The sequence below is a fragment of the Deltaproteobacteria bacterium genome, assembly GCA_021737785.1.
Taxonomy (GTDB): domain Bacteria; phylum Desulfobacterota; class DSM-4660; order Desulfatiglandales; family Desulfatiglandaceae; genus AUK324.
Window position 1 is genome coordinate 55641 of the sequence record JAIPDI010000013.1, and the last position, 26632, is coordinate 82272.

General features: G+C 55.1%; 21 protein-coding genes. 6 read left to right on the top strand and 15 right to left on the bottom strand.

The features are described from left to right. Positions 1-72: 72 nt before the first annotated feature. Genes K9N21_08490 through K9N21_08500 form a run of 3 tightly spaced genes read left to right on the top strand, consistent with a single transcriptional unit; the run spans position 73 to position 4212 of the window. On the top strand, positions 73-1875 hold the full coding sequence (locus K9N21_08490; protein ID MCF8143941.1) for a thiamine pyrophosphate-binding protein: 1803 nt from the start codon (positions 73-75) through the stop codon (positions 1873-1875). After that, positions 1868-3088, top strand: coding sequence for a 2-hydroxyacyl-CoA dehydratase family protein (locus K9N21_08495; protein MCF8143942.1), 1221 nt, complete (start codon positions 1868-1870; stop codon positions 3086-3088). The genes K9N21_08490 and K9N21_08495 overlap by 8 nt, the downstream gene beginning before the upstream one ends. Before the next feature lie 5 nt (positions 3089-3093). Further along, positions 3094-4212 (top strand): 2-hydroxyacyl-CoA dehydratase family protein, encoded by a 1119-nt coding sequence (locus K9N21_08500; GenBank protein MCF8143943.1) that lies wholly within the window; start codon positions 3094-3096, stop codon positions 4210-4212. A gap of 72 nt (positions 4213-4284) precedes the next feature. Here K9N21_08500 and K9N21_08505 read toward each other — a convergent pair whose 3' ends face one another. The 6 genes from K9N21_08505 to rfaE1 all read right to left on the bottom strand — a co-directional run bounded on the left by K9N21_08505 (position 4285) and on the right by rfaE1 (position 9541). Then, positions 4285-5475: a Xaa-Pro peptidase family protein gene (locus K9N21_08505; GenBank protein MCF8143944.1), complete on the bottom strand. Its 1191-nt coding sequence runs from the start codon at positions 5473-5475 to the stop codon at positions 4285-4287. Positions 5476-5887: 412 nt separating this feature from the next. Further along, entirely contained in the window at positions 5888-6490 is a 603-nt protein-coding gene (gene gmk / locus K9N21_08510) for a guanylate kinase (GenBank protein ID MCF8143945.1), read from the bottom strand. 2 nt (positions 6491-6492) lie between these two features. Then, the gene (locus K9N21_08515) at positions 6493-6765 is read right to left on the bottom strand and encodes a DUF370 domain-containing protein (protein MCF8143946.1); all 273 of its coding nucleotides are present in this window, start codon (positions 6763-6765) and stop codon (positions 6493-6495) included. 15 nt (positions 6766-6780) lie between these two features. After that, the gene (locus K9N21_08520) at positions 6781-7662 is read right to left on the bottom strand and encodes a YicC family protein (GenBank protein ID MCF8143947.1); all 882 of its coding nucleotides are present in this window, start codon (positions 7660-7662) and stop codon (positions 6781-6783) included. Next, positions 7655-8194, bottom strand: coding sequence for a DUF4416 family protein (locus tag K9N21_08525; protein ID MCF8143948.1), 540 nt, complete (start codon positions 8192-8194; stop codon positions 7655-7657). Before K9N21_08525 ends, K9N21_08520 begins: the two co-directional genes overlap by 8 nt. Positions 8195-8434: 240 nt before the next feature. Continuing rightward, positions 8435-9541 carry a D-glycero-beta-D-manno-heptose-7-phosphate kinase gene (gene rfaE1 / locus K9N21_08530; protein MCF8143949.1) on the bottom strand — a complete coding sequence of 369 codons (1107 nt, stop codon included), beginning with the start codon at positions 9539-9541 and terminating at the stop codon, positions 8435-8437. A gap of 275 nt (positions 9542-9816) precedes the next feature. On the opposite strand from rfaE1, the gene trkA reads away from it, so the two are divergent. Together trkA and K9N21_08540 are read left to right on the top strand one after the other, a co-directional pair. Then, a complete protein-coding gene (gene trkA / locus K9N21_08535) occupies positions 9817-11181 on the top strand; it encodes a Trk system potassium transporter TrkA (protein ID MCF8143950.1) in 1365 nt (454 codons plus the stop codon). Continuing rightward, positions 11181-12629 (top strand): TrkH family potassium uptake protein, encoded by a 1449-nt coding sequence (locus tag K9N21_08540; protein MCF8143951.1) that lies wholly within the window; start codon positions 11181-11183, stop codon positions 12627-12629. Before trkA ends, K9N21_08540 begins: the two co-directional genes overlap by 1 nt. Before the next feature lie 13 nt (positions 12630-12642). Here the strand turns inward: K9N21_08540 and K9N21_08545 are convergent, their stop codons facing one another. The 8 genes from K9N21_08545 to K9N21_08580 all read right to left on the bottom strand — a co-directional run bounded on the left by K9N21_08545 (position 12643) and on the right by K9N21_08580 (position 22491). Beyond that, on the bottom strand, positions 12643-14580 hold the full coding sequence (locus tag K9N21_08545; protein ID MCF8143952.1) for a LysM peptidoglycan-binding domain-containing protein: 1938 nt from the start codon (positions 14578-14580) through the stop codon (positions 12643-12645). Positions 14581-14642: 62 nt separating this feature from the next. Further along, a complete protein-coding gene (locus K9N21_08550) occupies positions 14643-15950 on the bottom strand; it encodes an HD domain-containing protein (GenBank protein ID MCF8143953.1) in 1308 nt (435 codons plus the stop codon). Continuing rightward, entirely contained in the window at positions 15914-16333 is a 420-nt protein-coding gene (locus K9N21_08555) for a carboxymuconolactone decarboxylase family protein (GenBank protein ID MCF8143954.1), read from the bottom strand. Before K9N21_08555 ends, K9N21_08550 begins: the two co-directional genes overlap by 37 nt. A 311-nt stretch (positions 16334-16644) precedes the next feature. After that, a complete protein-coding gene (locus K9N21_08560) occupies positions 16645-17724 on the bottom strand; it encodes a PAS domain S-box protein (protein ID MCF8143955.1) in 1080 nt (359 codons plus the stop codon). A 484-nt stretch (positions 17725-18208) separates the two neighbouring features. Next, positions 18209-18958, bottom strand: coding sequence for a DUF169 domain-containing protein (locus K9N21_08565; GenBank protein MCF8143956.1), 750 nt, complete (start codon positions 18956-18958; stop codon positions 18209-18211). Positions 18959-19186: 228 nt separating this feature from the next. Beyond that, positions 19187-19987, bottom strand: a complete 801-nt coding sequence (locus K9N21_08570) for an N-acyl homoserine lactonase family protein (protein MCF8143957.1) — start codon at positions 19985-19987, stop codon at positions 19187-19189. Positions 19988-20194: 207 nt separating this feature from the next. After that, positions 20195-21100 carry a hypothetical protein gene (locus tag K9N21_08575; GenBank protein MCF8143958.1) on the bottom strand — a complete coding sequence of 302 codons (906 nt, stop codon included), beginning with the start codon at positions 21098-21100 and terminating at the stop codon, positions 20195-20197. A gap of 38 nt (positions 21101-21138) precedes the next feature. Next, positions 21139-22491: an acyl-CoA/acyl-ACP dehydrogenase gene (locus K9N21_08580; protein ID MCF8143959.1), complete on the bottom strand. Its 1353-nt coding sequence runs from the start codon at positions 22489-22491 to the stop codon at positions 21139-21141. Between the two features lie 1046 nt (positions 22492-23537). On the opposite strand from K9N21_08580, the gene K9N21_08585 reads away from it, so the two are divergent. After that, positions 23538-25316: a sigma 54-interacting transcriptional regulator gene (locus K9N21_08585; protein ID MCF8143960.1), complete on the top strand. Its 1779-nt coding sequence runs from the start codon at positions 23538-23540 to the stop codon at positions 25314-25316. A 153-nt stretch (positions 25317-25469) separates the two neighbouring features. Here K9N21_08585 and K9N21_08590 read toward each other — a convergent pair whose 3' ends face one another. Next, positions 25470-26411, bottom strand: a complete 942-nt coding sequence (locus K9N21_08590) for a sensor domain-containing diguanylate cyclase (protein MCF8143961.1) — start codon at positions 26409-26411, stop codon at positions 25470-25472. Positions 26412-26632 lie beyond the last annotated feature (221 nt).

Here is a 26632-nt window from a genome sequence, read left to right on the forward strand (position 1 = left end):
CACCCTCTCACAATCATCTTCTTGTTTTTTGTGGCAGAAAATCTGGCGATAAGGCACTAAAAGGAGAGGTTCATGGGCGATGTTGCGCACCTGATTGCACGATTTCTGAAAGAACGGTCGGTGGACCGCGTGTTCAGCCTTTGCGGGGGACATATTCTCCCCATATGGGACCCGGTTCATTGCATGGGGATCCCTATTGTGGATGTGCGCGACGAGCGGGCCGCGGTTCATATGGCCCATGCCCACCGGGAATTGACAGGGCGTCTCGGCGTGGCCCTGGTCACCGCGGGCCCGGGCCTGACCAACGCGGTCACGGGCATTGCCAATGCCCATGTATCCCGCGTCCCCATTCTGGTGATCTCCGGGGTCCCGCCCAGGCCGCAGGAAAACATGGGCGCGCTTCAGGCCGTGCCCCAGGCGGAGATGGTCCGCCCCATCACCCGTTACGCGCGCACGGTGTCGAGGGCCGAACATGTATTGAGAGAACTGGACGAGGCCGTCTCTTGTGCCGAAGGGCATTGCAATGAACCCGGTCCTGCCTTTATCGACTTTCCCACCGATCTGCTTCGGGAGGAGATCCCCGAGGCCTTTGTCGATCCTTCCAGATTCCGGGCCAGGGAACCGGTCCGCATCATTCCGTCGGCCGGGACCCTTGGCGCGGCGGTTAAGATCCTCTGGCAGGCCCAGCGGCCCCTGGTGATCTCCGGGCGGGGGGCGCGAGGCGCGGAACCGGAACTCCTGAAAATCCTGGACGGCCTGGGATGCGTCTATATGGACACGGCCGAAAGCCGCGGTCTGGTACCGGAAGATCATCCCGCCTACATGCCTGCCATGCGGGCGCGCGCCATGCAGGAGGCGGACGCGGTGCTCACCGTGGGTCGCACCCTCGACTTCCAGTTGGGATACGGATCCGAGGCCGTTTTTCCCCATGCCAGTTTTGTCCGCATCGGTATCAGTGCGTCAGAGCTTCGAGGGAACCGGCGTGCCCATGTGGAATTGTTCGGTTCGGCCCAAGAAACCCTGGAGGCCCTGATGAAGGCCGCAAAGGGAGCGCGGCCGGCGACGGATCGGTCCTGGATCGAGGAGATGCAGAGCGCAGACCGGGGGCGTCGTCAAGGGCTTGTGCAGAAACTGGCAGACGCCCCTCCGGGAAATGACGGCGCCATGCACCCCTACCGGCTGCTGGGGCACGTGCGGGACTCCCTGAAGGAGGACGCCATTGTGGTGGCCGACGGCGGGGACTTTCTCTCCTTTGCCCGCGTTGCCCTATCAGGGGCCGCCTACCTGGATTGCGGGGCCTTCGGGTGCCTGGGCGTGGGCGTGCCCTTCGGCATTGCCTCGGCCCTGGCATTTCCAAATCGTCAGGTGGTGGTGGTGTCCGGGGACGGGTCATTCGGCTTCAATGCCATCGAGCTGGATACCTGCCGGCGCCACAAGGCGCGGGTCGTCTTTATCGTGGCCAACAACGGCGGATGGAACATCGAGCGAAACGATCAGAAAGAGGCCTATGGGGGGAGGATCGTGGGCACGGAACTGGAGGGGTGCGATTATGCCATGCTGGCGCGATCCATGGGCGTTTACGGGGAACGGATCGAGCGGCCCGAAGACCTGCCGGATGCGCTGAAGCGGTCATTTGATGAGGCCCCGGCGCTTTTGGACGTCATGGTCACCCGGGATGCGGTTTCGCCCGACGCCCTGGCCGGGCTCCCTGGCATTCCGGATCGACAGGCCCTCTCGACCTGGGATGAATGGGAAGGGAGGCGCAAGGCGCAAGGCGTGAGGCGCAAGGCGCAAGGCGTGAGGTATGAGGAAGAGAGGTCCTCGAACCGGAATCTGATCACTGCTACGGAGAACGGGCGATTGCCGAATGAATAATCGAGAGATAGCACAGGTCCGGAAGGCCTATACAAGGGGCTATTATGAACGGATTCGAAAGGCCAAGGCCGAAGGCCGTCCCGTGGCCTACACCACCGCTCTGGGGCCTACCGAGCTCCTCTATGCCATGGGCGTCGAGGTCTGCATGCCTGAGAATTACGTGACCATCTGCTGCGCCAAACAGATGGCCAAGGCTTTTTGTGAAGCGGCGGAAAGCCGGTCCATCAGTCCGGACCTCTGTTCCTATGCGCGGTGCGGGCTGGGCATGATGTGGGCCCAGGACGGGCCCATGGGGGCCCTGCCCGATCCTGATTTTATTGTGGGCGCGGTTTCGGCCTGCGACCCCCATGCCAAGTGGTGGGAGATAACGGCCCGTCACTATCATGTCCCCCTCTTCCTGATCGATGCACCCTATACGCTCCATGGGGAGGTGAAGCCCCATGACGAGGCATGGATGATTTCCGAACTGAAGCGCCTTGCCGACTTTGTGAAGGAACACACCGGCAGACCGTTTGTGGAAGACGATTTCAGGGAGTGCGTCCGTCTTTCCGGCGAGGCCCACGCCACCTTTGCCGAGATCCAGGAGCTGAGAAAGCATGTTCCCACACCGCGCGGCATGCGGGAGATGGTGGGAGACCTCTTTTATCTCATCACCCAGGCCGGACGGAGGGAGAGCGTCGATTACTACCGGATGGTCCTTGATGCGACCCGGCAGCGGGTCGCCCGGGGAGAGGGGGTCGTGGATGAAGAAAGAATGCGACTCTACTTCCATAACATTCCCCTCTGGTTCAACCTCCAGACCCTCGACTGGCTGGCGGCCCAGGGTGCGGCGGTGGCCATGGACTTTTACACCAACCATGTGTGGCACGGCTTCTTTTTTGACGGGGGCCGCTTTGATTCGGGAGATCCGTTCAAGGACCTGGCCCGCAAATGGCTTTTCTTTGACAATCACGTGGGGCTCCCTGTCAAACTCTCCCGGAGTCTCAGGTCGGCCCGGGAATGGGGCTGTCAGGGCGCTATTTTCTTCTCCAACCGGAGCTGCAAGGTCTACTCCATCGGCCAGCCGGAACAGATGAGGGCGCTGAAAGAGGAGTTGGGCATCCCGAGTTTCACCTTTGAGGCGGAGATGGCCGACCCCCGCTCCTTTTCCATGGATCGCTGGGAGGAACGCGTGAATCTGTTCCTCGAGATCCTTGCCGACGCAATAAGGTAACCCTTATGCAGATCGATTTTAAGGACATCTTGAAACACAGACACCGGTGGGCCCTGCAGCACAAGGAGACGGGCGGGCCGGTGATGGGATGCTACTCCGCCCTGCTCCCCGAAGAGCTCATGTGGGCCTGCAATGTGCTGCCTGTACAGTTCCTCATGTCCCCCGGTCCCTATGACGAGGCCCTGCCGCATCTTCCCCCCTACGTGTGCGACTGCTCGAGAAGTATATTCGTGGACGATATGAAGGGGACCTACGGCTATCTGGATGGCCTCATGGTTTCCCATGTGTGCGAAACCATTCGTGGACTGGCCGGCATCTTGAGCGTCCGCCGGCCGGATCGCTATGTCCGTCTATTTACTGCCCCGGCCGCAAACGACCCGGGCGCAAGAAGGCGCGTTAAGGCTGAATTGTTGAGCCTTGCCGAGGAACTGGAGCAATTGGGCGGGGTTCCCTTGAGCGGAGAGCGGCTTGAAGCGGCCATTTCGGTCTATAACGAGAACAGGGACCTCGTGGAAAAACTTTATCGCCTTCGAGGCCGGAACCCGGGGGCCGTGGAGCCGGAACAGGTTCTCTGTGCCGTATTGGCAAGCAGCATCATGCCCAAGGATGAACACAACCGGATGATGCGCGAGTTCCTGAAGGCCGTCCCCGAAGCCCCACATACACCCGGAATACGGATTATTCTCTCGGGCCTCCTTTTTGAAAATGAGGTCGTGTTGGGGAGTCCTCTGTTTTCCATATTGAAGGCGTGTCATGCCCTGGTGGTCTGGGACGATCTGGCATCCGGCATGCGGTACCGGCTGAAACCGGTTGACCATTCCCCGGAAACGGATCCCCTGGATCGCCTGGCAGAGAGCCTTCTGGGACCGCAGCCCGCGCCGCTAAGGTCTCCTGCCGAACAAAAGGCAGGAGAGATGCTGGAGGCGGCCCGTACCTACGGCGCACAGGGCGTCATCTTTCTTGTTCCGAAATATTGCGATCCGATGCTCTTCGACCTTCCGCCCCTCACCCGGATATTGAAAGAAAAGGGTTTCCCGACCCTCTCCCTTGAAATCTCGGGATCCCTCCTTGAAGGCGCCCTGCGGACGCGCGTGGAGGCCTTTATGGAAATGCTCTCCGCCTGAGCCAATGATCCGATCCGGGCGTGACGCGCCTCCCCTTGCCTGGGACATAGGGGCACTGGCGGGAAACCTGGGCTAACAGACCCTGATGGTGTCCGGAAACCGGTTGAGCTTCTTCATGCCGTCCTGGGTGACCACGAAGGTATTCTCAATCCCCACCACCCCCTGGCCCGGAAAAACGAACTTGGGTTCCAGGGCGATCACCATTCCCTCGGCCAGGGGCGTATTGATTCCCCGACCGATGATCGGCAGCTCGTCCAGCTCAAGACCCACGCCATGCCCCACAAACGGCACCGGGTCGGGATAGCCCATAAACCGGTCTGCGAGTCCGGCCGCTTCAGCGATCTCCAGGGCCAGATCATACAGGGTCTCCGCGGGTACCCCCGGCCGTCCCTCCCCGGAAAGGGCGTCCTGAATCCCCAGTGCCGCCCCATGGGCCCGGACCAGGGTTTGGTCGAGACTTCCCATTGAAAAGATGCGGGTCTGATCCGCGATATACCCCTGTACATTGGCCGCATAATCGATCAGGATGGGGGCGTGGGGTTCGATCCGGTCCGTGCTGGTTCCCTGTGAAAAAAAGGGGCCCAAGCCCTTTCCCCCCAAGGGGCCGGCGGAATTGCTCGCCATGGCAGCCCCTTTCCCGGCCATGATCTGACCATAGATCGACTCATTGTTGAATCCGCGGGTAGGGACAACGCCCGGATGACCCTGGCGCCTGTAACAGGCTTCAATCCGAGAGGTCAGGTCGATTTCCCGGTCGGATTCCCTCAAGAACCCGGGCACTTTTTCGTATGTGGCGTCCGCCATGCGGGCCGCCGCGGCGATCAGGGAGATCTCATAGGGAGATTTGATCATTCGCGTTTCTCGAATCCATGGGGAGACATCCACGAACTCTGTTTTTGGAAAGAGACGCTGGTAGGTCAGATAGCGATTCACCGGAAGCACGTCCATCTCAAGCCCCATGCGACCCGAAGCCCTTGTGCCGGTATTGTCCAAGATGTGCTGGGGGATCTGAGAGAGGCTACTCAGGGGAACGATCTGTTCAGTGGCCGCATCCGCCACGGCCCGCTCCAGGCTTTTGCGGACCATGAGGAGGGGTTGCCCCACCGCAGGGACCCACAAATGGGCATCCTGATCGGTCCCTGTAAAATAATAGAGATCGGTCTTTTGGACGATGAGGGCGCCATCCACCCCGTGAGCGGAGAGTTGATCCTGAAATCGCTTCAATCGTTTTAATATCTCTTCTTCCATCCCTGTGACAGCCATATGTGATTGAACCTCCTCATGCCGGCAGAACGCCTGTATTTTCATGGAGACATTTATTCAGGACCGGAAGGACGAAGTGGGGGGAGTTTTTTGGCGTTCGGGCGGATTGTTTACCCCGCCTGCCCGGTGAAACCTTCTCGCTCTTGCGTCACCGGGGTAGCTTCGGAATAGGGTGCAGACGTGAGAAATGTCTCGGTAAAAGGCGCTCTGCAGGGGCTCTTTAATACCTTATTCCCTGGTCTTCTGTCATGAAAAACAAGAAAATATGGCCATCCTTCCTTTGCACGCTTAGCCTTCCGTCATTCCGGCACGATTCCAGCCGGAATCCAGAAATACGGGGGACTGGATTCCGGCTAAGGGCATGCCGGAATGACGGGGCAGTACACAGCCGTTTTGGTTGCAGGTATCCGCTTTAGAAATCAAACATTTCCTTGATTTGAGGCAATTTCCGCCGGGTCCGGCAGCGTTCCGACAGGATGACGGCGTGTGTCTCATCGATAGCCTTTTCCAGCCTGTCGTTGACAATGATGTAGTCATATGCCCTGCAGTGTTTGATATCGTCCGCGGCCTGGTCCATCCGGCCCCTGACCACCGCATCATCGTCCGTGTCCCGCTCCCTGAGTCTCTGTTCGAGCACCTCTAAGGAGGGGGGGACCAGGAAGATGAGAACGCTCTCCGGAAACCGGGACTTGATGTTTCGTCCTCCCTGGACATCCACATCCAGGAGTATGTCGCGTCCCGACGCCGTCAGTCTCCGGATCACCGACAAAGAGGTCCCGTAAAGGTGGTTGTAGACCCTGGCCCACTCCAGAAAGGCCCCCCCCTCGATCATCTCCCTGAAGGTCCCCTCGTCCACAAAGTGGTAATCCACCCCATCCTGTTCATCTCTTCTCGGTTTGCGCGTCGTATGGGAGATGGAATAGTCCAACCCGTCCACCCGCTGCCGGACGGCTGCGGCGATGGTCGACTTACCTCCCCCGGAAGGGGCTGAAATGACATACAATGTCCCTGACATGGCTATTCATCGAGTCCGCGCATGCTCAAAACGCCTTCCGGGTTGAATCTCTGGGCCAGGGTTTCGGACTGTATGGATGACAGGATGACGTGATTGCTGTCGGTGATCAGCACGGAACGGGTGCGCCTCCCCTGGGTGGCATCGATCAGCCGTTTTTCATCCCGGGCCTCATCGCGCAGACGCTTTACCGGGGCTGCGTTTGGAGAGATGATGGCGATAACGCGCCTGGACACGACCGAATTCCCGAAACCGATATTGACAAGCCTTGAACCCATACCCCTAAACTCCTTTCATTCCACATTCTGAACCTGTTCCCGCAGTTTTTCAAGCTCGGCCTTCATCTCCACGGCAATCTGCGATATGGCCGTATCCGAGGACTTTACGCCGAGGGTATTCACCTCTCTGTTGATCTCCTGGAGGAGAAAATCGAGTCTTCTCCCCACCGCGTCATCACTCAGTAGATACTCGCGGAACTGCTTCAGGTGGCTTCTGGCGCGGACGATCTCTTCTGTGATGTCGGATCGATCCGCCAGAAAGGCCACTTCCTGGGCAAGCCGGACCGGATCCACCTCTACTCCTTTGAGCAGGCTGCCGATCTTCTCGGTCAGCCGCTTTTGATACACCTCCGGCAGTTCCGGGGCCCGAATATGCACGGCATCGATATAGGCCTCCAGCCGGTCGAGCCTTTTTTCAAAATCCTGACGGATGGCATCCCCCTCCTTGATCCTCATCTCCTCCAAGGCATCCAGGGCCATGTTCAAGGCCTGGTGAAAACCTTCCCGGGCCTCCTCCATATCCTCGGTTTCGGGCTTGATAAGAATCACGTCTTTCATCTGAAACAGGGATTCCAGACGCATCTCCTGGTCAAGACCTGAATGGTCGACCAATTGCTTGAAGGCCTTCAGATAGGATTCTGCCAGGGGGAGGTTGAGCGCCAGTGCATAAGGGGGCGCCTCACAGCCTGATTCCCATTGAAAAGTCGCCTCTATCCGCCCCCGGCTGGTTCTCGAGGATATGACGGCCCTGATCCCCTCTTCGAGCGGTTGCTGGTTCCTGGGAAGACGGAAGACAATATCACGGTAACGATGGTTGACCGAGCGGATCTCAACCACATAGCGCCTCTCCCCCCGTTGAAAGGCCCCGCTTCCAAATGCCGTCATGCTTTTAATCAATGCGTTTTATCTCCCTCAGTTTTTCCATGTAGGCACTCCTCAATTCGTTGAAAACTGTGATCATCTCCGGGGACGAGTAGTCCCTGTAGGTCCATTCCAGGGGTCTGAAACTCCCCCTCTTGAAAACAAGGGTCAAATCAGCGAAAATGCCCTTACCCAGATAGACCCGGTGGATATAATTTTTTCCCGTGGCTAAAATCAGCCTTTCCAGCGAGATATAGCCGGGATCGATATTGATCCGCCGGTTTCCCTGGACGAGATATTCATTCTCAATGTCATTTGTCGCCAGCTTTACCTCCACCAGGGTCTCGGGGGGTATCAGTTCTTCAAAGGAAACAAAGCGGCGAAAAAGGGGCCATCCCATCTCCTTGGCGTAATACCGGGTACGGTCAAAGAACATCTCGGGGCTGACCCAGTCTATGGGCCCGAAATGTTCCGAGACGCGGTCCATCACTTTGCTTATAATCTCCCTGTCAGGAGAAAAGAGACTTATGATGAGCCGGACCTTTTCCGGTGGATGCGGGTGACTCATATGGCATGGCGCAGGGAGCAGGGAGCGGGGAGTGGGGAGCAGGGAGCAGGGAGCAGGGAGTATGGTCCCCTCCGTTTCCCGTCCTCCGTTCCTGATAACCGCGCAACTTCTTCTTCCTTATAGTTTTCAGCTCTCAGCTTCCATTTACCGATAACCGATAACCGATAACGTCTTTCCCTTTCAGCTTCTATCTTTCAGCTTTGAGCTTCTATCTTTCAGCTTTGACCTTTCAGCTTCCTTTCACACGATCGCCTTTTTCAGGTCCTCCGCACGAACCGCGGACGTGCCTATTTCCCCCACCACAATGCCGGCTGCAAAATTGGAGAGGATTGCCGCTGATTTCAAGTCAAGACCCGCGGCGAGGGCCAGGGAGATGGTCCCGATGACCGTGTCTCCTGCCCCGGTAACGTCAAAGACCTTCTTTGCCACGGTGGGGATGTGGGTGGTCTCACCGCTCTTTTCAAAGAGGGTCATCCCCTCTTTTCCCTGGGTGATCAGCACAGACCGGCAATTCAGGTCGTTTACCATCTTCCTTCCGGCCCGGTTCAACGCATCCTCATCCGGGATACTGAAACCGCAGTAAAGCCCGGCCTCATAGTGGTTCGGCGTGATCACATCCGCCCCTTTATAATACTCGAAGTTGCCGGTCTTGGGGTCTACGGTCATGATAATGTTTCGGTCGGAACGCGTCCGTCGCAACTCTCTCATCCCCATCATCAGGTGGCCGGAGATGAGTCCTTTTCCATAATCCGAGACAACAATGGCATCAATGGTGTCGAGGTGTTTGCCGATATACTCGATGAGCTTCTGAATACTCTGGGGCCTCACGTCTGCCCGGCTTTCTCTGTCAAATCGAACCACCTGCTGATTGTGGGCAACAATCCGGGTCTTTATGCTGGTAGGCCTCCCTGTTTCGCTGACCACCCCCTCGGTGCTCAGCCCCATGTGGGTCAGTGCGGAGAGGATTTCCTTACCGGTGTTGTCATTCCCCACCACGCCGCACAGGACGGGTTTCGCACCCAGCGTGGCCAGGTTTCGTATTACATTGGCAGCCCCCCCCAACATCTTGGTCTCCTGTTCCACATCCACCACAGGAACCGGGGCTTCGGGCGAAATCCGGGTGACATTGCCCCAGATATATTCGTCCATGATGATATCGCCCACCACAAGAATCCTTGCCTTTACGAACCTATCGATATATCGTTTTAAGGCCTCGGCATCATAATAGTAACCGTTTATCTCAGCCATTGCATTCTTTTCCAGATCTTTTGATTTGTAACACCTTGATTTTACGGTAGGTCTATCAAGAGGTTCGGCCGATGGGGGTCTCCCCCTGCCGATTTTCATGTGCTAAAGTGTCACCTGATTCTGAATTCCTCCTCATGGCGATTTGAGCGGAAGTTATATCATTGCCGGCGAAGGTTGTAAATAGAATTGAGGCGTGAAACGCGGTGGGTGCCTGCAGTAGGCAGTAAGGAGCCGGCAGTAGGCAACCGGATATCCAGTATCCAGCATCCGGCCCCCGGTTCCCGGGTTGACTTTTTCCGTGTGCTCCCGTAAATAGATGCCGTGATCCGCATGGGGTGAAGACCAACGCCCCGGCCTCGGCTGAAAAGGGGGAAATAACTGTGAAAATCATTATTGTAGGCGCAGGGGAGGTGGGCTTTCATATCGCCCGGAGGCTCTCTCAGGAAAACCATGATGTCGCCCTGATTGATAAAGATGCGCATCACATCAAACGGGTGGGCGAAAACCTGGATGTCCAGGCCTTTCTGGGTTCCGGCACAAGCCCTGGCATACTCAAAGTCGCAGGCATTAATGAGGCGGACCTTCTGGTAGCCGCCACGGACAGCGATGAAACCAATCTCATGGCCTGTCTGATGGCCAAGACCCTTAATCCGTACCTGATCAAGGTTGCCCGCGTCAGAAATGAGGAATACCTCCAGGAAGGGGAACTGTTCAGCAGGGAACTGTTAGGGATTGACCATGTGATCAATCCCCAGTCCGAGATGGTCAACACCATCCAGAGCATCATGGAGATCCCGGGGGCGTCCGAAGTCATCGACTTTGTGGGCGGGCGGGTCAAGCTTATCGGTTTTTTAGTGGCCGGGGATTCGCCGTTTGTGGATCGCAAGCTCCTTTCCTTCGGTGAGCTGAGAGGCAAGGTCCTGGTCGGTGCCATTGTCCGGGGCGAGCAGGTGGTGATCCCCCACGGGGAGGACATGGTGCGCGCAGGAGACCTGGTCTACGTCATTGTCCACAAAGCGGAGTTGGACGAAGCCCTGGAATTTCTGGGCATCAAACAGGAGGCATCGAGAAGGGTTATCATCGTGGGGGGGGGTCAGACCGGCGCTGCCCTGGCGAAAAAAATGGACCGGGCCAAGACCAACGTCAAAATCATCGAGGAAGACAGCGCCAAGTGTGCCGGCCTGTCTGAAGTGCTCGATCATGTGATCGTCATCAACGGTGACGGCACGGACAGGCACCTCCTGGAAGAGGAAAACATCAGGGATATCGATTTCCTGGTTGCGGTTACCGGAGACGAGGCGAGCAACATCCTGATGTCCCTCCTTGCAAAAGGGCTCGGGGCCAAGAAGACCATCACCCGGATCAGCAGGCTGAGCTATCTCCCCCTCATGTCGGCGATCGGCATCGACACCGTGGTAAGTGCCAGGCTGTCGGCGGCCAAGGCTATTTTACAGCATATCCGGCCCGGCAAGATCATATCCGTTGCGCCCCTGAAAGGAGAACATGCCGAGGCCATTGAGGCGGAGGCGTTGGAGACCTCCGATATCGTCAATACCCCCCTCTCCAAGGTGAAGATGCCGAAAGGCACCCTGGTCGGCGCCATTGTCCGGGAGGACGAAATCATCATCCCCCGCGGGGACACGGTCATCAGGCCCAAAGACCGCCTTATCATATTTACCCTCCGGGAGGCCGTCCCCAAATTGGAAAAGCTCCTGACCGTCAAACTGGAATATTTCTAATGCACACCCGCGTTATCATTCGTTTTATCGCGATCCTCATCCTTTTTCTGGGTCTGTGCATGGCCGGGCCCCTCCTGGTCTCCTTTCTTTTCCGGGACAACAGCACGTCCGCGCTTGCTTCCTCCATGGCCATCACCCTTCTAACCGGCTTCATCCTCTTTGTGGGGACAAGACATCACCAAGACAGACAGTTAAACCACCGGGACGGCGTCGCCATTGTGACCCTGGGCTGGATCACGGCCGGCCTGGTGGGGACGCTCCCCTATCTCCTCTCCCGTGTCATCCCCGATTTCACAAATGCCTATTTTGAATCCCTCTCCGGTTTTACAACCACCGGTGCCAGTATCCTCACGGATATCGAATCCCTCCCCGAGGGCATTTTACTCTGGAGGAGCCTGACCCAGTGGTTGGGTGGGATGGGGATCATCGTGCTTTCCATCGCCATTCTCCCCTACCTGGGAATCGGGGGCATGCAGCTTTACAAGGCAGAGGTCCCCAGTCCGGTGGTAGACAAACTGAAACCCCGGATATCCGAGACCGCCAAAACCCTCTGGAAGGTCTACCTGTTGTTCACCCTGCTTGAGATGATCCTCCTGGCTATCGGGGGGATGCCTATCTTTGATGCGGTCTGTCATGCCTTCTGCACCCTGCCGACCGGCGGGTTTTCCACAAAAAACATGAGCATCGCCCACTACAATAATCTATATTTTGAGGGGGTACTGGTGGTGTTCATGATCCTGGCCGGGATTAATTTCGCGCTTCACTACCGGCTCATTAAAGGAGATCTGAGGATCTTCGGGAGGGATTCGGAGTGCCGGGTGTTCCTGATTCTGGTGGCGGTCTTCATGGCCCTGATCACCCTCGATATCTACGGTACGGTATATACCTCCATCGGCCAGGCCTTTAGACACGCCGCCTTTCAGGTCAGCTCCATCATCACTACCACCGGATTTGTCTCTGCGGATTACGAGACATGGCCCGCTTTTTCCCAATTGGTCCTCCTCATCTGCATGTTTTTAGGAGCCATGGCGGGTTCCACCGGCGGGGGCATGAAGATTATGCGTATCATGCTGTTGATACGGCATAGCTATCACCAGATGTTTCAGGTCATTCACCCCCATGCGGTAACCACACTGAAACTGGCCGGCCGGCCGGTTCCTGCGGACATCCTCGGCAGCATCTGGGGTTTCTTTATCCTCTATCTAAGCCTTTTTGTAACGGCTTCCCTGATCATGGCCGCATTAGGTCTCGATTTCGTATCGTCCTTTGCCTCGGTTGCCGCAACCATAGGAAATATCGGGCCGGGATTCGGGCTGGTGGGACCGGTGAGGAATTACCTGGACGTCCCCCTGCTCGGAAAGTGGGTGCTGGTTCTGTGTATGCTGCTCGGCCGGCTGGAGATTTACACGGTGATTGTGCTTCTGGCGCCGGCCTTCTGGAAAAAATGAAGTGTAAACAGATCTATTGATTTTTGACGATCAGTGTCTGGCCCGGAAAGATGGTGCTTCTGGGGGTCAGTCTGTTCATCCGCAGGAGTTCTGAAAGGTCCATCTGGTGTTTCACGGCGATAATGTAGGGGGAGTCTCCTTTCAGGACCTTGTAGGTCTCGGTCCCTACACCGGCGGATTCTTCAGAGGGTCCGGAAATGATCAGGACCTGCCCGATGCTCAGACGGCTGTTGCGCAGTCGATTCTGGGACTGTATCTCATTGGTGGTGGTGTTGAATCGTTTGGCGATTTTGTAGAGGGAGTCGCCTTTTCGGACCACATACTTACTCAGAGAAGGTTTCCCGGAGGAACGGATCGCCTGCGGTGAGGACGTTTGGGAAGCGACCCGGGTCGCGGCAGGGGCATAGCCCCCCCGGGTGGGGATCTTGAGGTTCCAGCCGGCCTTGATGTAGCCACTGCTCTTGAGATGATTCCGGGTCATGACGGCCCTGACGCTGGTCCCGTATCTGCGGGCGATGGTGGAGAGGGTTTCCCCTTTTCTCACCTTATGGGTCACATAGGCGGTCGTTGACACGGGGGGCTTCCACTGGGGAATATTGTCCAGCTCCGCCAGGAGCACGGCGCTTTTCCCCACAGGCACCTTGAAGTCATAGGGTCTCGGGGGGGTGGAGTTGCGCCTGAGCGCCGGGTTCAGTTCTTCCAGGACCTCATCTGATACGCCGATGTGCCCGGCCATGGTCTTGAGGGAGACCTGTTTGTTAATGGTAACCGTCTCTGTTTTTATCTCTTCATCCACCGGCGGCAGAGTGAAGCCGTGGGCCTCCGGATCATTCAGGATGTGGAGCACGGCCAGGAACTTGGGGACATAAAAGGCGGTCTCGGACGGCAGTTTCTTATAAAGATCCCAAAAATGGTCTAAATAATTTATTTTTTGGGAATTTATGCATCTCAACACCCTCCCTTCGCCGCAGTTGTAGGCGGCAAGGACCGTTTGCCAGTCTCCGAAAATCTGATGCAGTTCCTTGAGGTAGGCGATAGCGGCCTGGGTCGATTTATCAGGATCCATCCGTTCGTCGACCCACTGGCCTCTAATTAATCCGTACTTATATCCGGTGGATGCGATGAACTGCCACATCCCGAGGGCCCTGGCCCTGGACAGCGCTTTTACCTTGAACCCGCTTTCGATCAGCGGCAGCCACGAAAGCTCCTCCGGAAGCCCGGCCTCTTTGAGGGCCTTTACAATGGCGGGACGGTATTTGCCGGAACGACGGTACGCATTGAGAAAAAAATCTCTTTCCCTCCCTTTCAGCAATGACAGCGCCTTCTGCACATCCGGATTCATGTCCAGGGGAATGGCCTTGTGAAATCCGTTCACAACGGTAAAACGGGACGAATAGACCTGAGTGATCCTCTGGGATATGGTGTATCGAAGATCGTCCCTCTGCTGGAGGATCTCGGGAGAATGGTCAGGGGAAATCATCAGGATGAGGGAATAGGCCTGATCAAGGGCGTCTACCGCGTTTTCCAGGTCCCCCCTTTCCCAGAAATCGTTGCTTGCGTTGCAGAACTCCAGGGCCGAGTCAAGGAGCGCCTGAGCGGATTTCGTTGTCCTTTCAGGTTTGGCCGTGAATAGGGTCACTTCCTCCTTTTCATAGGGGGACAGCGGTTCTTCTATCAGGTCGGTTGCAGGATGCGTAACCGGACGGTTCAATGCCATTCCGCCCGGCATTTCTGCTGTGGCATCGATGGTGGAAGGAGGGGGAGTTTTCTCCATGGGTGCGGATGACAGTTCAGTGGGGAGGCCGTTCATGGATGTGAGGGTTGCGGGTGATGAGACCGCCTCTGATTTTACATGAGTCGAATCCGTCATACAGCCGGCAAAGGCCAGCAGAACGAATATCCCGACGGCCAGCTTCATCCTGATTTTGATCGACTTAAAATGGGCGTTCATGTTCCTCCATGGGTGATGTGGGATATTTTGTCATCGGAGTATAGAGGGTGAAGATTGAATGGTCAAGGATAAGTTCGGATAAATTTGAGAATAGTTTTCAGCTCCTCCCTATTGTTCAATTCCGGATGGTCCAGGACCTTTTCATGCAGATCCCGCAACACCCTTCCCACTGCCGGACCGGGTGGCAGGCCCGTGATTTCCATCACCGTGTTTCCGTTCACGGCAAGTTGTTTTCTCCCGGTGGGGGCCTCCTGCCGGACCTGTTCCGCCACCCGTTGTTCCAGCTCAGCCATCAAGGCCGGATCATGGTCTGTGAGGCCGTGGGCCAGGAGATCGGCCCGGCGGAATTCCAGAAGGTCTTGAATGTGCCTGTCTCCCACGCGATATATCAGGCGCCGGATCGCGGCATCGCTCCATCCCGGATCATATCCGATCATATGGTGTCGAATGAGATGGGTTACCCGTCTCACCACCTCCCTGCTGAACCTGAGCCGGTTAAGGATTTCCTCGGCCAATAGGGCGCTTTCCTTTTCATGGCCGCAGAAACGCCAGGTTCCCCGGTGTTTCACCCGGCTTCGGGGCTTGGCAATGTCATGCAAAAGGGCGGTCAGCCGCAGGACAGGGTCCGGCCGGACCTGGTCGATGGTTTCAGTAATATGTCTGAAGATGGTATGGCGGTGATGGTGATTCTGTTGTTTGAGATATCCTTCGAGGAGTTCGGGGAGGAAGGTCTTCAAGAGTCCTGTTCTGACCATGAGATAAAAGGATCCGGAAGGTTTCGAGGTCATGAGGAGCTTCATGAGTTCGTCCCTGATGCGCTCCGGGGCTGTGGACGACAGGAGGGAGGCGGTCTTGCCGAGGCCTGTTATCGTTTCCGTATCGATCCGGAAACAGAGTTCTGATGCCAGTCGTACGCACCGCAGGAGGCGCAGCGGGTCTTCCCTGAACCGCTCCTCAGGATCTCCCACCGCCCGAAGGACCCTCTGCCGGATATCAGACTCCCCGTGGAAGGGGTCGATCACCTCCATATCATCCGGATCAACGGCCATGGCATTGATGGTGAAATCCCGGCGCGACAGGTCATTGATAAGATCGTTTTCCGATCCCCTGAACGGCGTCACTTCAAAATGGGCGCCTGAATGGACCAGGGTTACGGTATCATGCCTCAGGGCAAACTGCCGCTGATCGCGGAAGATGGTCTTGATCTTACCGGCCGGGGCAGAGGTGGCCACATCCCAGTCCACTATGGGTCGTTTCAATAAGGCGTCGCGCACCGCCCCGCCCACCACATAGGTGTCGTAGCCGGCGGCCTTCAATCTCTGGATGATGACCGTTACGAATCCGGGGATTTCCGGTCGGATACGGGCCACTCTCCCCTCTCCTTGAGGACCTCCCGGTAAACCGAAAGGGCCTCGTTGACCGCCGGCATCCCTGCATAGGTGGCCACCTGGAAAAAGACCTCCGCCAGTTTCCTCGGGTCGCACCCCACATTCAGGGCCGCATTGACGTGAAGTCTCAACTCATCCCCTGCCCGGAGGGCCGCCAGCATGGCACAGGCCGCCATCTGCCTCTCCGGCAGTGTCAGGACAGTGCGGGAATAGAGGTTCCCGGTGATGAATTTTGAAAAATCATTGGCCAGGTCCCTGTCGAATTCCTTCCACATCAGGTAGGGCGGATCCATCCGGACGCCCTTTCCAAAAAGCTTCTTGGCCGTCTCCTGGGTCCTTTTTCTGGTTTCTTCCTCACTCGCCATTCACATCCTCCCAAGGCGGCCTGACAGCCGCAACCAAAAGGTTTCACCTATGGACGCCCGTGGGGGTCTCTGCCCAAGAGCTGCAATAAAATGCGGTCGTATGGTTCGGCGGCCGCCCCCGGGCTCCGGATAATGTTTACGGAAAGGCAGCAAGGACATACCCTCCCATAAAAGGTTGTACTTGGGGCTGGAACAGACTGTATTGTAAAGCCCTGCTGCCGTCCCCAGGAGCTGTATTCGGTTTTTGTCCCGCCTCCTGGGCGGGAGGCAGAGACCCCCACGGGAAAACTTCTTCGCACGTTGCAGAGAAGTTATGCATCGCCCTTCAGGGGCATGCTCAAGGTAAACACCGTCCCCTTCCCTTTCCGGCTTTGAAAGGTCAGGGTGCTGTGGGGGTGCTGCGCTACAATGTTTTTGGATACGCTCAGGCCCAGGCCGGAGCCCTTTTTTTTCCCGGTAAAAAAGGGGGAGAACACTTTGGCCTGTTGCGCTTCTGAAATGCCGCATCCGTCATCGGCGACAACGATCTCCACCCTTTTTTCCCTGCGACGCGTTTCGAGCCAAAGATGTCCCCCCGTTTCCATGGCCTCCATGGCGTTTTTTGTCAGGTTGAGCAGCACCTGCTCGAGCTTGGCCCGATCCCCGGTCACGGTCAGGTCTCCGGGGGCGGGGGTAAACTCCGCCTGAATATGCTTCATGTTGCAGTCGTCCCGCACAAAGTCATAGACCTCTTTAACCAGGGCGTTGACGTCGATGTCCTCCATATCGAGGCGCTTCGGCGAATAAAGGTCCCTGAATTCGTTCAAAAGATTTTCCAGGCGGGCCACCTCCGTCACGATGATGTTTAACTTGGAGAGGGCCTTTTCGTCGTCTATCTCCTTGGCGAGCTGCCGGGCAAATCCGCCGATCATCATCAAGGGATTCTTTATCTCATGACTGACTTCGGCCACGAACTGCCCCAGGGCCGCGAGACGTTCGGACTGGATGAGCTGGTCTTGAAGGGCCTTGATCTCGGTGAGGTCCCGAATGATGCCTGTAAAGTAGGTCTCGCCGCCCGCCTCGGACACGGAAAAGGAGATACTGGCCGGGAATGTTTCGCCGTTCTTTCGAGTCACCACGATCTCCGTATCGTGACCGATCCGGCGGGGAATCCTGGTGCTGACGTATCTCGCTACGGCCTCCCGGTGATTCCGGGCGCACGTAGGGGTCATGATCCGGTCAAGATCATACCCCACCACCTCCCCCCGGTCATAGCCGAAGATCCTTTCCGCGGCCTTGTTGAAGAAGACCACCTGGTGGCGGGCGTCGATGGTGATAAATGCCTCGTTGGTATTCTCGACCGCATTCTCGAGAACCGCGCTGCGCCTGATTGCATCGGTCTTGTCAGTCATGGCCTTTCTCCTGCCCGATCCTCAACAACTTCCCTTGTCGCATCCCATTTGGGAGAAAGACGCAGGATACAACTGATCCGACGGAACAGGGTCCTGCGCCGTTGCCCCCGCCCCTTTGCCTGAAGATGCCTTATCATACCACACGACGCATCGGCAGGGTAAACAGTTCCGGCCTACATATCACACTATAGGGTGTAATTGCAGCCTTTTCCTCACGGCGGCCCTCTCGCAGGTGCGCGTCAGGAGCATTTTTCGGGATGCATGAGCGGACCAGCGGCTGAGACCAGCTCCAACTGACAAGAAAATCGCTCTTAAAAACTTCCCTAAGGCGGCCAGACGGCCACAACCAAACAGGTTTCACCCAAGTCCCAGAAGCGTTCTGGACGCCCACGCGCTTACCGATAAAACACCAACTTCTCCGCATGGTGCAGAGTAGTTACCACCAAAGATTCTGATATAGCGATTTTTCAGTCCATTCTTTCCATTATGCCTTACACCGCTCCAGGGCGCCTTCCCATATTGGGAACATGTAATAGGCATACGGATATTTATAGGCGCCGGCGTATGATTCCCGCAAATTTACAGTAAGCCTTTCAAGATCCGCAACAGGGAATCCCACGATCATCTCGTTGTCCGCCGCGTATGCAAACCTGCGATCGCCGATATCTGCAATAGCCAACCTGACCTTGCCGGTAACATAAGGGACAACCAGGGCCTCGTAACAGCTGGCGCCGTGACCATTAGTGCTTAGTTGCACATTATCGCCCCCATCCCATATATGGGCGTAAACCAGTTGGAGCATCTGAACGGGGGTCCCCCAAACCTGCACAATATCCGGTTCAACCGTCATCTTTTTGAGCGGCGCAGCGCCGAATGCTTCGAACCGTCCTTTTTCGATCATCATTCTATCCTGAGCCAGTTTTTTGGATGCTGCCACGCTCTTTGCCCAGGCGCCCTCATTCCTGGTTCCATCCGCAACATCGGGAGCAGCATCATAAAACCCCAGCACAGCACCCCCCAGACCGCAAGCCGTTACGGCATCCCTGGTGGTGGCCACACCTGTCTCATGGTATCTTGCCTTTCCAATGATTTGGCAAACAGCGCAAGTTGCGCTTATGACCTCAAATTCCATAGGGATATCGCTCCTCTTAGGAAATAACTTGATGCCGACCGGCGAAATCTTGAGTCGTAACAAACCTTCCAACTCCGATGCCAACTCAGCAAATGTGCTCATCGTATTCACCTCCTTGTAGACCGGTTATGATCTTGAAAAAGCCCTGGCCCCGGATGCGATTGACGATTCTGGGCATTCGGGAGCCCACCTCTTGGTATTCAATTTCATCTGCTGATAACCCGCTTGGTCACAGCTGATCAAAAAAGGGGGACACTGGTGCCCTAGTGCCCCCCGAAATCATCTGAGTCTGCATTGCCGGCAAGGCGGGCCAGCGGAAATCACAGTCGTCTAATCATAAAAAGGTTTTTTCGTATATTCTGCAAAGATATCCCCATCGTGACCGAGAATGACATGGGAATCGTTCAAAGAGGCGATGTTCTTGAGCTTGGCGAGGCTTTTCCACCAACCTCCCATATCCCGGATGAGCCATCCAGGCGGCTTCTCATCGTAGAAATTTTCTTTGAAAAACATCGTGTCCGAGGTAAATAAGAATGAGCCTGAATTATTCAGGTCCACCTTCATGGATATCACACCGGGAGTGTGACCCGGCGTATGATAAAGGGTTATCCCTTCAAAAATCTGGAATTCTTCTCCATGGACGGCCTTCCAGTTGAATGACGCATCGATGTAGTGGGGGATATAGGCCCCGAAGTCCTGCTTGGTCGCAATGGCATAAAAAGCGTATTTCAACTCCTCTTCATGAACATATATCGGCACATCCATGCCCCTGAAAAACTCCAGACCCCCGGCATGATCCAGATGCAGATGGCCGATGATAATGGCCGACACATCTTTTAGTGTATATCCGGCCTTCTCCAATTGCTTGTCAAGCCTGTTTTCCTCCTCATAGCGCGTGATCCCGAACACCTCTTGTACAGGCTCCGGCCACAATTCTTTCCATGTGGGGGCAGGGCCTATTTCATATAGAATGACGCCGCGCTTGGGATGCTCGATAAGGGCACCCAGCATCTGAAAATTCCGTCGCAGGGTCCCGGGGGCGGGTTCGCTGTGGGTCGACACCCCTGCTGCCTCCATTGTCCACCCAAGATCCGCTGTCAATGCTCCAAAATCCAGTAACCGTATTTTCATCTTGCTCCTCCTTTTTTCGGAAAGTTGGTTGGTTTCGACATGATTCCTGTCTACCCCCGAAATTCCATATGCCGCGCCAAATACCCGGCCTATGCCGCCCTCTCAAATTTCACCCCGATATCACCTCCTTTGCATCCGGACCATCTGTTTCAGTTCGGCGGCATGGGTATCATCCCGGCCGCCAAATGTTCAGATCTCGGCCGATGTCTAATCCAGGTTCAGGAGACGTCCCGGATTCCTGGAAGCGACTTTCTTGATATCCTCAATACCTACACCCACCGCAAGGAGACTGGCAATGAACATCTTGTATCCCTCCACCGGAGGGGGGTTGACCATCTGCCCGAAATCCGAAAAGATCAGACAACGATCAAATCCCACAGCATCCATCATCTCTGCGATGCGCTTCGGATGCTGCCGGTCAAATAACGGCATGCAGGGGAGGAAGGCATAATTCAGATATATCCGGTCGTCTTTTGCGGCCAGTTCCTTTTGCTCGTCGATGGTCATCGGATTGACGCTGCAGTTAGGGTGCGTGACGATGATTCTCTCGACCCCGATGTTCAAGGCCTCGTCGATGAGGAGTGCGCATTCATGGGCTGAAAGATGACAGGTATCCAGAATGGCATTTTTTTCCGCAATCAATTTTAATATTTCCTTGACTTCGGACCTGATGTCGTCCCCGGAAGGCCATTGATTCAGCACGCTCAGCCCCTTTTCCGGCTGTCGCAGTTTAACAAACGGCAATAGCCATGGCGTCTCCTGGCTCACATGTACTTTTTCTATGGTCAGGGATGCGTCCATGCTCGGCATCCAAACGATTTTCGCGCCCAACAACAGGGCCTGCTCAACGGCCTCCGGGTTAAAACCGCCTACCGCATAATTCAGCACGATGCCGCCGATCAGCGTCACGCTGTCCGGAACAAATTTTTTTGCCAAATTGACCCGGTCCGCAGTAGCGGTATTATGGTCTTTAAATGCCAAGACCCTCATTCCTGACTCGCATGCATCTGTTGCAACCTCTACCAGGTCCTGCTGGCGCGGCGCCACATCAGGACCTGCATGAATGTGGAAGTCGCAGGCCCCTACCATTAGATCATTCACTTGATTCCACATGCGCTTCCCCCTAATCTTCCATATTGTTATACGCCTTTTTATTTGGCCAAAACCTGCTTCTGAGCCCATTGATCAAACCCGCCCCATGTAAACGGTCCGTAAAGACCTTGGGCGATGTCCAATCGATCTCTCTGCGCTCCTCCCAACCACATCTGCACGATCTTGTAATCCCGCATATATTTTTCCAGATTGAACTCGTAGGAATAGCCATAAGACCCCATCATTTCCATTCCCCGGTTGCAGACAAAGCCGGCGCAGTCCGCTGAAAAGGACCGTGCTGCGGAATATTTGGCGATCATCTCATGAGACCAGTGGGCGCCATATATCTCGGGGTGCATCACCTGCCATGTAACGGATAGATAGTATTGTCTGGCAACATCCATATACCTGAACATCTCTGCGATATGATTTGCAAACAATGAACGATCCCGTTGGGGAATGCCGACAATTTCCCTGTGCTTGGTCGAATTCAACACAATCTCCAGCACCGCCTGAGAAAGCCCTACAAGACGAGCCGCGCCGGCAAGCCTCCCCAGACCGATAACATACCCCCTGACGATATTGGCTCCCTGGCCCGGTTCCACATCTATCCGGTATTTTTTGGGGATGCGTACATCGTCAAAATAGATGTCCACGTTTTCGTCGGACCAGCAGAATCCCATCTTCTCGTAAGGGTTGGAAAAGGTCATGCCTTTGGCATCAGGGGGAATATAGAAAAGGCCTACGCCTTCTTCCCCTTTCTGAGGATCGGTTGTGGCAACGGTCCAATACCCCAGATGCCCTTTTAGATGCCTGCTCTGAAAATGTTCAGCAGGCCCGGAAGGTCCCGGCCAGATCTTATGGCCGTTAATCACATAGTCATCACCGTCTTCTCTGGCGACGGTCCGAATGGTCCGGTATTGCTGCGCCGGATCTTCCAGATTCGCTCCTCCCGCAGGCTCGGTGATCGCCACACAGGCTGTCCAAGACTCCTTTCCGGTGATCCTGTCCGCAAACTCCTTCAAGAGATCGTCTCTATTGGCCGCTAGCATAAACGACACAATCCAGTGAATCTTTCCAACCATTGTCCCCAGGCCGATGTCTCCCCGGGAGATCTCTTCGTTGACCATCTGGCGGACGACTGGGGACAGCCCCAAACCTCCATAAGCGGCAGGAAGATTGGATTTGGTCACCCCCAAATCACAGAGTTTGGCATACAATTCATGCTGAGTTTCAAGGGCGAGCTTTTCGTCTCTGTGCCACCCTCCTTCCAGGTCCTGGCGGTGCGGCATAATTTCCTTATTGACGAATTTTCTGATGGTTTCGGCCATGGCGATATCGTCGTCAGTGCAAAACGCCTTTGTATATTTGAACTCAGGCGACAACAGTTTGTAGTATTCTCGATGCGGCATAAAATCCTCCTTACTGCACTCAAATAGGGTAAAAAATCTATTGACTATTCAGAAAGATCGGGCAAAAATAGCATCAACCGATAATACCACCTCCCTTGTGTATCGAATAAACAGCACCATGAAAAAAGCACGAAAAGCTGTTGCGCGGGTTTTAGTTGGGAGCAAACCGCCCATTCTTCCCAGGGCGGCTTACCATCCGCGACAATAAAAGACCTTGCGTAACTCCCCAGGAATGTCAGCCCTACAGGAACGGGTTTTCTCCTGTGCTGAACCTTCCTTCGGTGTAGGGAGCGCGTGGGAATCTCTTCATAAGAGCCGCATCAATATGGATGCGTGACGGTCGATGCCCGCCCCCATAGCTCTGGATATTGATGATGGAAAGACAGCAAGCGCAAACGTCCTAACTAAGGCGGCCAGGCAGCCACAACCAAAGAGGTTTCACCCAAGTCCCAGAAGCGTTTTGGACGCCCACGGGCAAACTTCTTCGCACGTGGCAGAGAAGTTACAGACAAAGAGTTTAATGGCTGTCCTCGGGCTATAACGGATTATGTTACAGGGTTACTGCCGTTCCGATGATTCGTGGCAAATCCTCGAAGGAGACCCCCCCACGGCTTACTGATAAGGCACCAATTTCTCCTTATGTTTCAGAAAAGTCACGGATATTGCGTCTTAACGGATAACCGACGCCCACTTCCGCACTGTCATAAAGATGATCAACACAGATGATTACAGGTCAAATGAACGTCTGGTCTCTTACAGCTCAGCACGATTTATGCCATGACTTGCCGGATGTATTGGAGCGGGTCGAGTAGCGAACACAACTCCTCAATATGGTTAACTAATTTCCTCTGAAAGCGCGCATGGCCAGTACAGGCAGCGCCCCAGGCGGCGAAGAAAACACCTTAATGAGTTCTCATAAAGAGAGAAACCTATGCAAGTCGCATCAAACCTGTTGTCAATCTGAGAATTCATGTTATAATCCTTCTCCATCGCAAAAATCCCAAACCGTTCTGCTTTATCAGGAGCCCTAAGGGAAACAGATCCAAATGAATCAGCTCTCCCTTTCAAGAAATACCATTCAGTCCTTTTGCAATGTATTGCGGCCGATGCTCAGTACCGAGATTATGGTTATCGACGAAAATCTTATCGCCGTGGCCGGGACCGGTCAGTATAAAAAAAATGTCGGAACCAGACGGCCTCGGGATTCCTATGTCCATAAATCGATCATGTATGGAGAAAGTTTTGAGATAGAAGCGCCGAAGGAGACCCGGGAATGTATGAGGTGTGAAATACGTTCCATGTGTCCATACAGTTCGGTGATTTCCAGTCCTATCAAATATGCCGATCGTGTTGTTGGAATCTTTGGTCTTCTCGGGTATACCCACCACCAGAAAAGGGTAATGACAGATAAGGCGCTTTGCCTGTCGAGGCTGTCGGATGAGATTGCAGATCTTATGGCGGATATGTTTGTCGGGAAAGCGTCTGATCAGGAGAGATTGTTGGGTTCCGATGAGATGACCCGGATCATCAGTTCCGTCGAAGAAGGGCTGATCTTAACGGACCGGAATAGTCAAATTCTCAACATCAACGAATTCGGGGAAAAGCTTTTGGGGGCGAAAAGGAGTGAACTTCTGGGCAGGAGTTCTGAATTTTTGGGACAGGAAATAGACATGTGTGCCTCCGAATTCGGCAAATTGGAAAACGCAAAAGGGGCAAGCCGAAAACTCTCTGCCTGTAGGAAACCAATCAAGCCGGATTGTCCCAAGGACGGCCATATCATTGTATTTCGTCATCCTGTCCCCGCCCATGCCCCGAAAAGAACTTATGTGAACGCGGCACGGGGTCTGGAGTTTATCGGCAGATCAGAAGCTGTCTCAGAATTGAAAGATCTTGTCAAAAAAATCTCAAAAAGCTCCTCCACCGTCTTGATCACCGGCGAAACCGGCACCGGGAAGGAGTTGGTTGCGTCACTCGTCCACTACGAGAGCCTTCGAAAATACAACCCGTTCATCACCATCAACTGCAGTGCGGTTCCGGACGTCCTGTTTGAAAGCGAGGTATTCGGCTATTCAGCCGGGGCATTTACAGGGGCGCACAGAAACGGCAAGATGGGCAGATTTGAGATGGCAGATAAAGGGACTCTTTTTCTGGATGAAATCGGCTATCTCTCTCTGGATGGACAATCCAAGATCTTGCGATTTTTGGACAACTGCGTGCTGGAAAAGGTCGGAGGGCTGAATGCCCCCAAGATCGATGTCAGGATTATCGCAGCCACCAACAAGAATCTGAATAAAATGGTTCAGGAAAAATCGTTTCTGGAGGATCTTTATTTCAGGCTGAATGTGATTCCCTTACACGTCCCGCCTTTGAGGGACCGCCTCATGGATATTCCATTGCTTCTGGAACATTTCCTGGGCAAAACAAATCAACGTCTAGGACATGCCGTACAGGGTTTCAGCCCTGAAGCATTAGCCTTTCTCTTTGCCTATCAATGGCCGGGAAATGTTCGTGAACTCAAAAACATTGTCGAGTATGTGTGCAATATCAGAGACGCGGGCCTGATCGAACTGGATGATCTCCCTTCATATCTCCGGGAACAAAGGAAAGTGGAAAAGGACCGGAATCTGAGGACCGTCGATCAGGTAGAGCGTCTGTTAGTGGAGGAGGCGATTCGGCTATTTGGAAATTCCACAAAAGGAAAACGGGCGGCCGCAGCGTATTTGGGGGTGAGTATGGCCACTCTGTATCGACGGCTTTCAGCCATGTCGCGGTCAAAAGATATGGGATGCGCACCCCCCCAAACCGGGAAAAAGCCATCCTCCTGATGCAAGAAATATCAACGGTGAATTTGCCCGACAGAACCCATCTTTATTAAGAAAAAACGGCACGGCTGTAACTATTGTTGGGAATGCTTTCCCGAGACGACGCGGCCCGATGCCCGGGACGGGTCAGCTATCGAACAATACAATCTCAGGGTGTCATACCCCGATCTGTTTGGATGCCAGAACCACCCGGTCGCCGCCGGCATTCTTGGCCTCATACATGGCCAGATCGGCCCTGAGCTGTAACTTATCCGCCTTTTCTCCCGGCGACATTTGGGCCACACCGATACTCATGGCCACGGGCCGAAGTTTCCGGCCCAGGTAGGCCATTCTCTGGGGCCATTTTTCAGCAAAATGGGTCCTGAAGCGCTCCATCACCTGCCCGGCATCGACAAGCCTGGTTTCCACCAGCAACACCCCGAACTCATCTCCGCCCAGCCGGAATGCATGGTCTGTTGAGCGGAACACGGAACCGATGCATTCAGCCACCAGGCGAAGAATTGTGTCCCCCTCCTGATGTCCGTAGGTGTCATTGAACGGTTTGAAGTTGTCCAGGTCCAACACGGCCAGGCTCAGCGGGCCTCCGTATCGGACGGACCTGGCCATCTCTTCCGTGAGAACGGTATGAAATTGTCTCCGGTTATAGAGATTCGTCAGGCTGTCGGTAATGGACCGCCGGCGCAGTTCCTCCTCCATCTCCTTTCGGTCGGTCAAATCATGAAAAAACCCGACGCTCCCCACCTCCACATCATCTTCAAAGATCAATGCCGCAGAGAGACGGATCGGGATCATTCTCCCGCCGGCGCCTTTTACCAGTACCTCGATCCCCTCCACCCGTCCCTGCCCTCCCCGGTCTTCAGCGTAGATCTCCTTCTTGATTTCTTTCGCTCTTTCAGGGACATCATATACGGTTGAAATAGGCATCTTCCCGATAACCGCTTCAGCAGTCCGACCCGTCAATGTTTCAGCAGCTGAATTAAAGATCATCACGGTCCCTTTTCGATCGATGCCGATAATCCCATCGGGACATGTCTGAACCAGCTTATCCAGGAAACTTTTGCTCGCGGTCATATCCATCCCCTTTTGTTCCAATCCCATAAATGATCCCCTGTCACGACGCTGAGACTGCTGCCCCGACGCCTCCGGAATAATAACGGCAACACACGTGCCGAAGCGACTTAAAAGACCCTCCCTCTCCCGAGGGTTATCGGGCGACGCCTGCGGCATTGCGGATAAAAGAATCGAAATTCGGAACCTTACCACACGGAATAAGGGGATGTAAACATTCTTGGCCGGGGATGGGCATATTGACCGGCCGC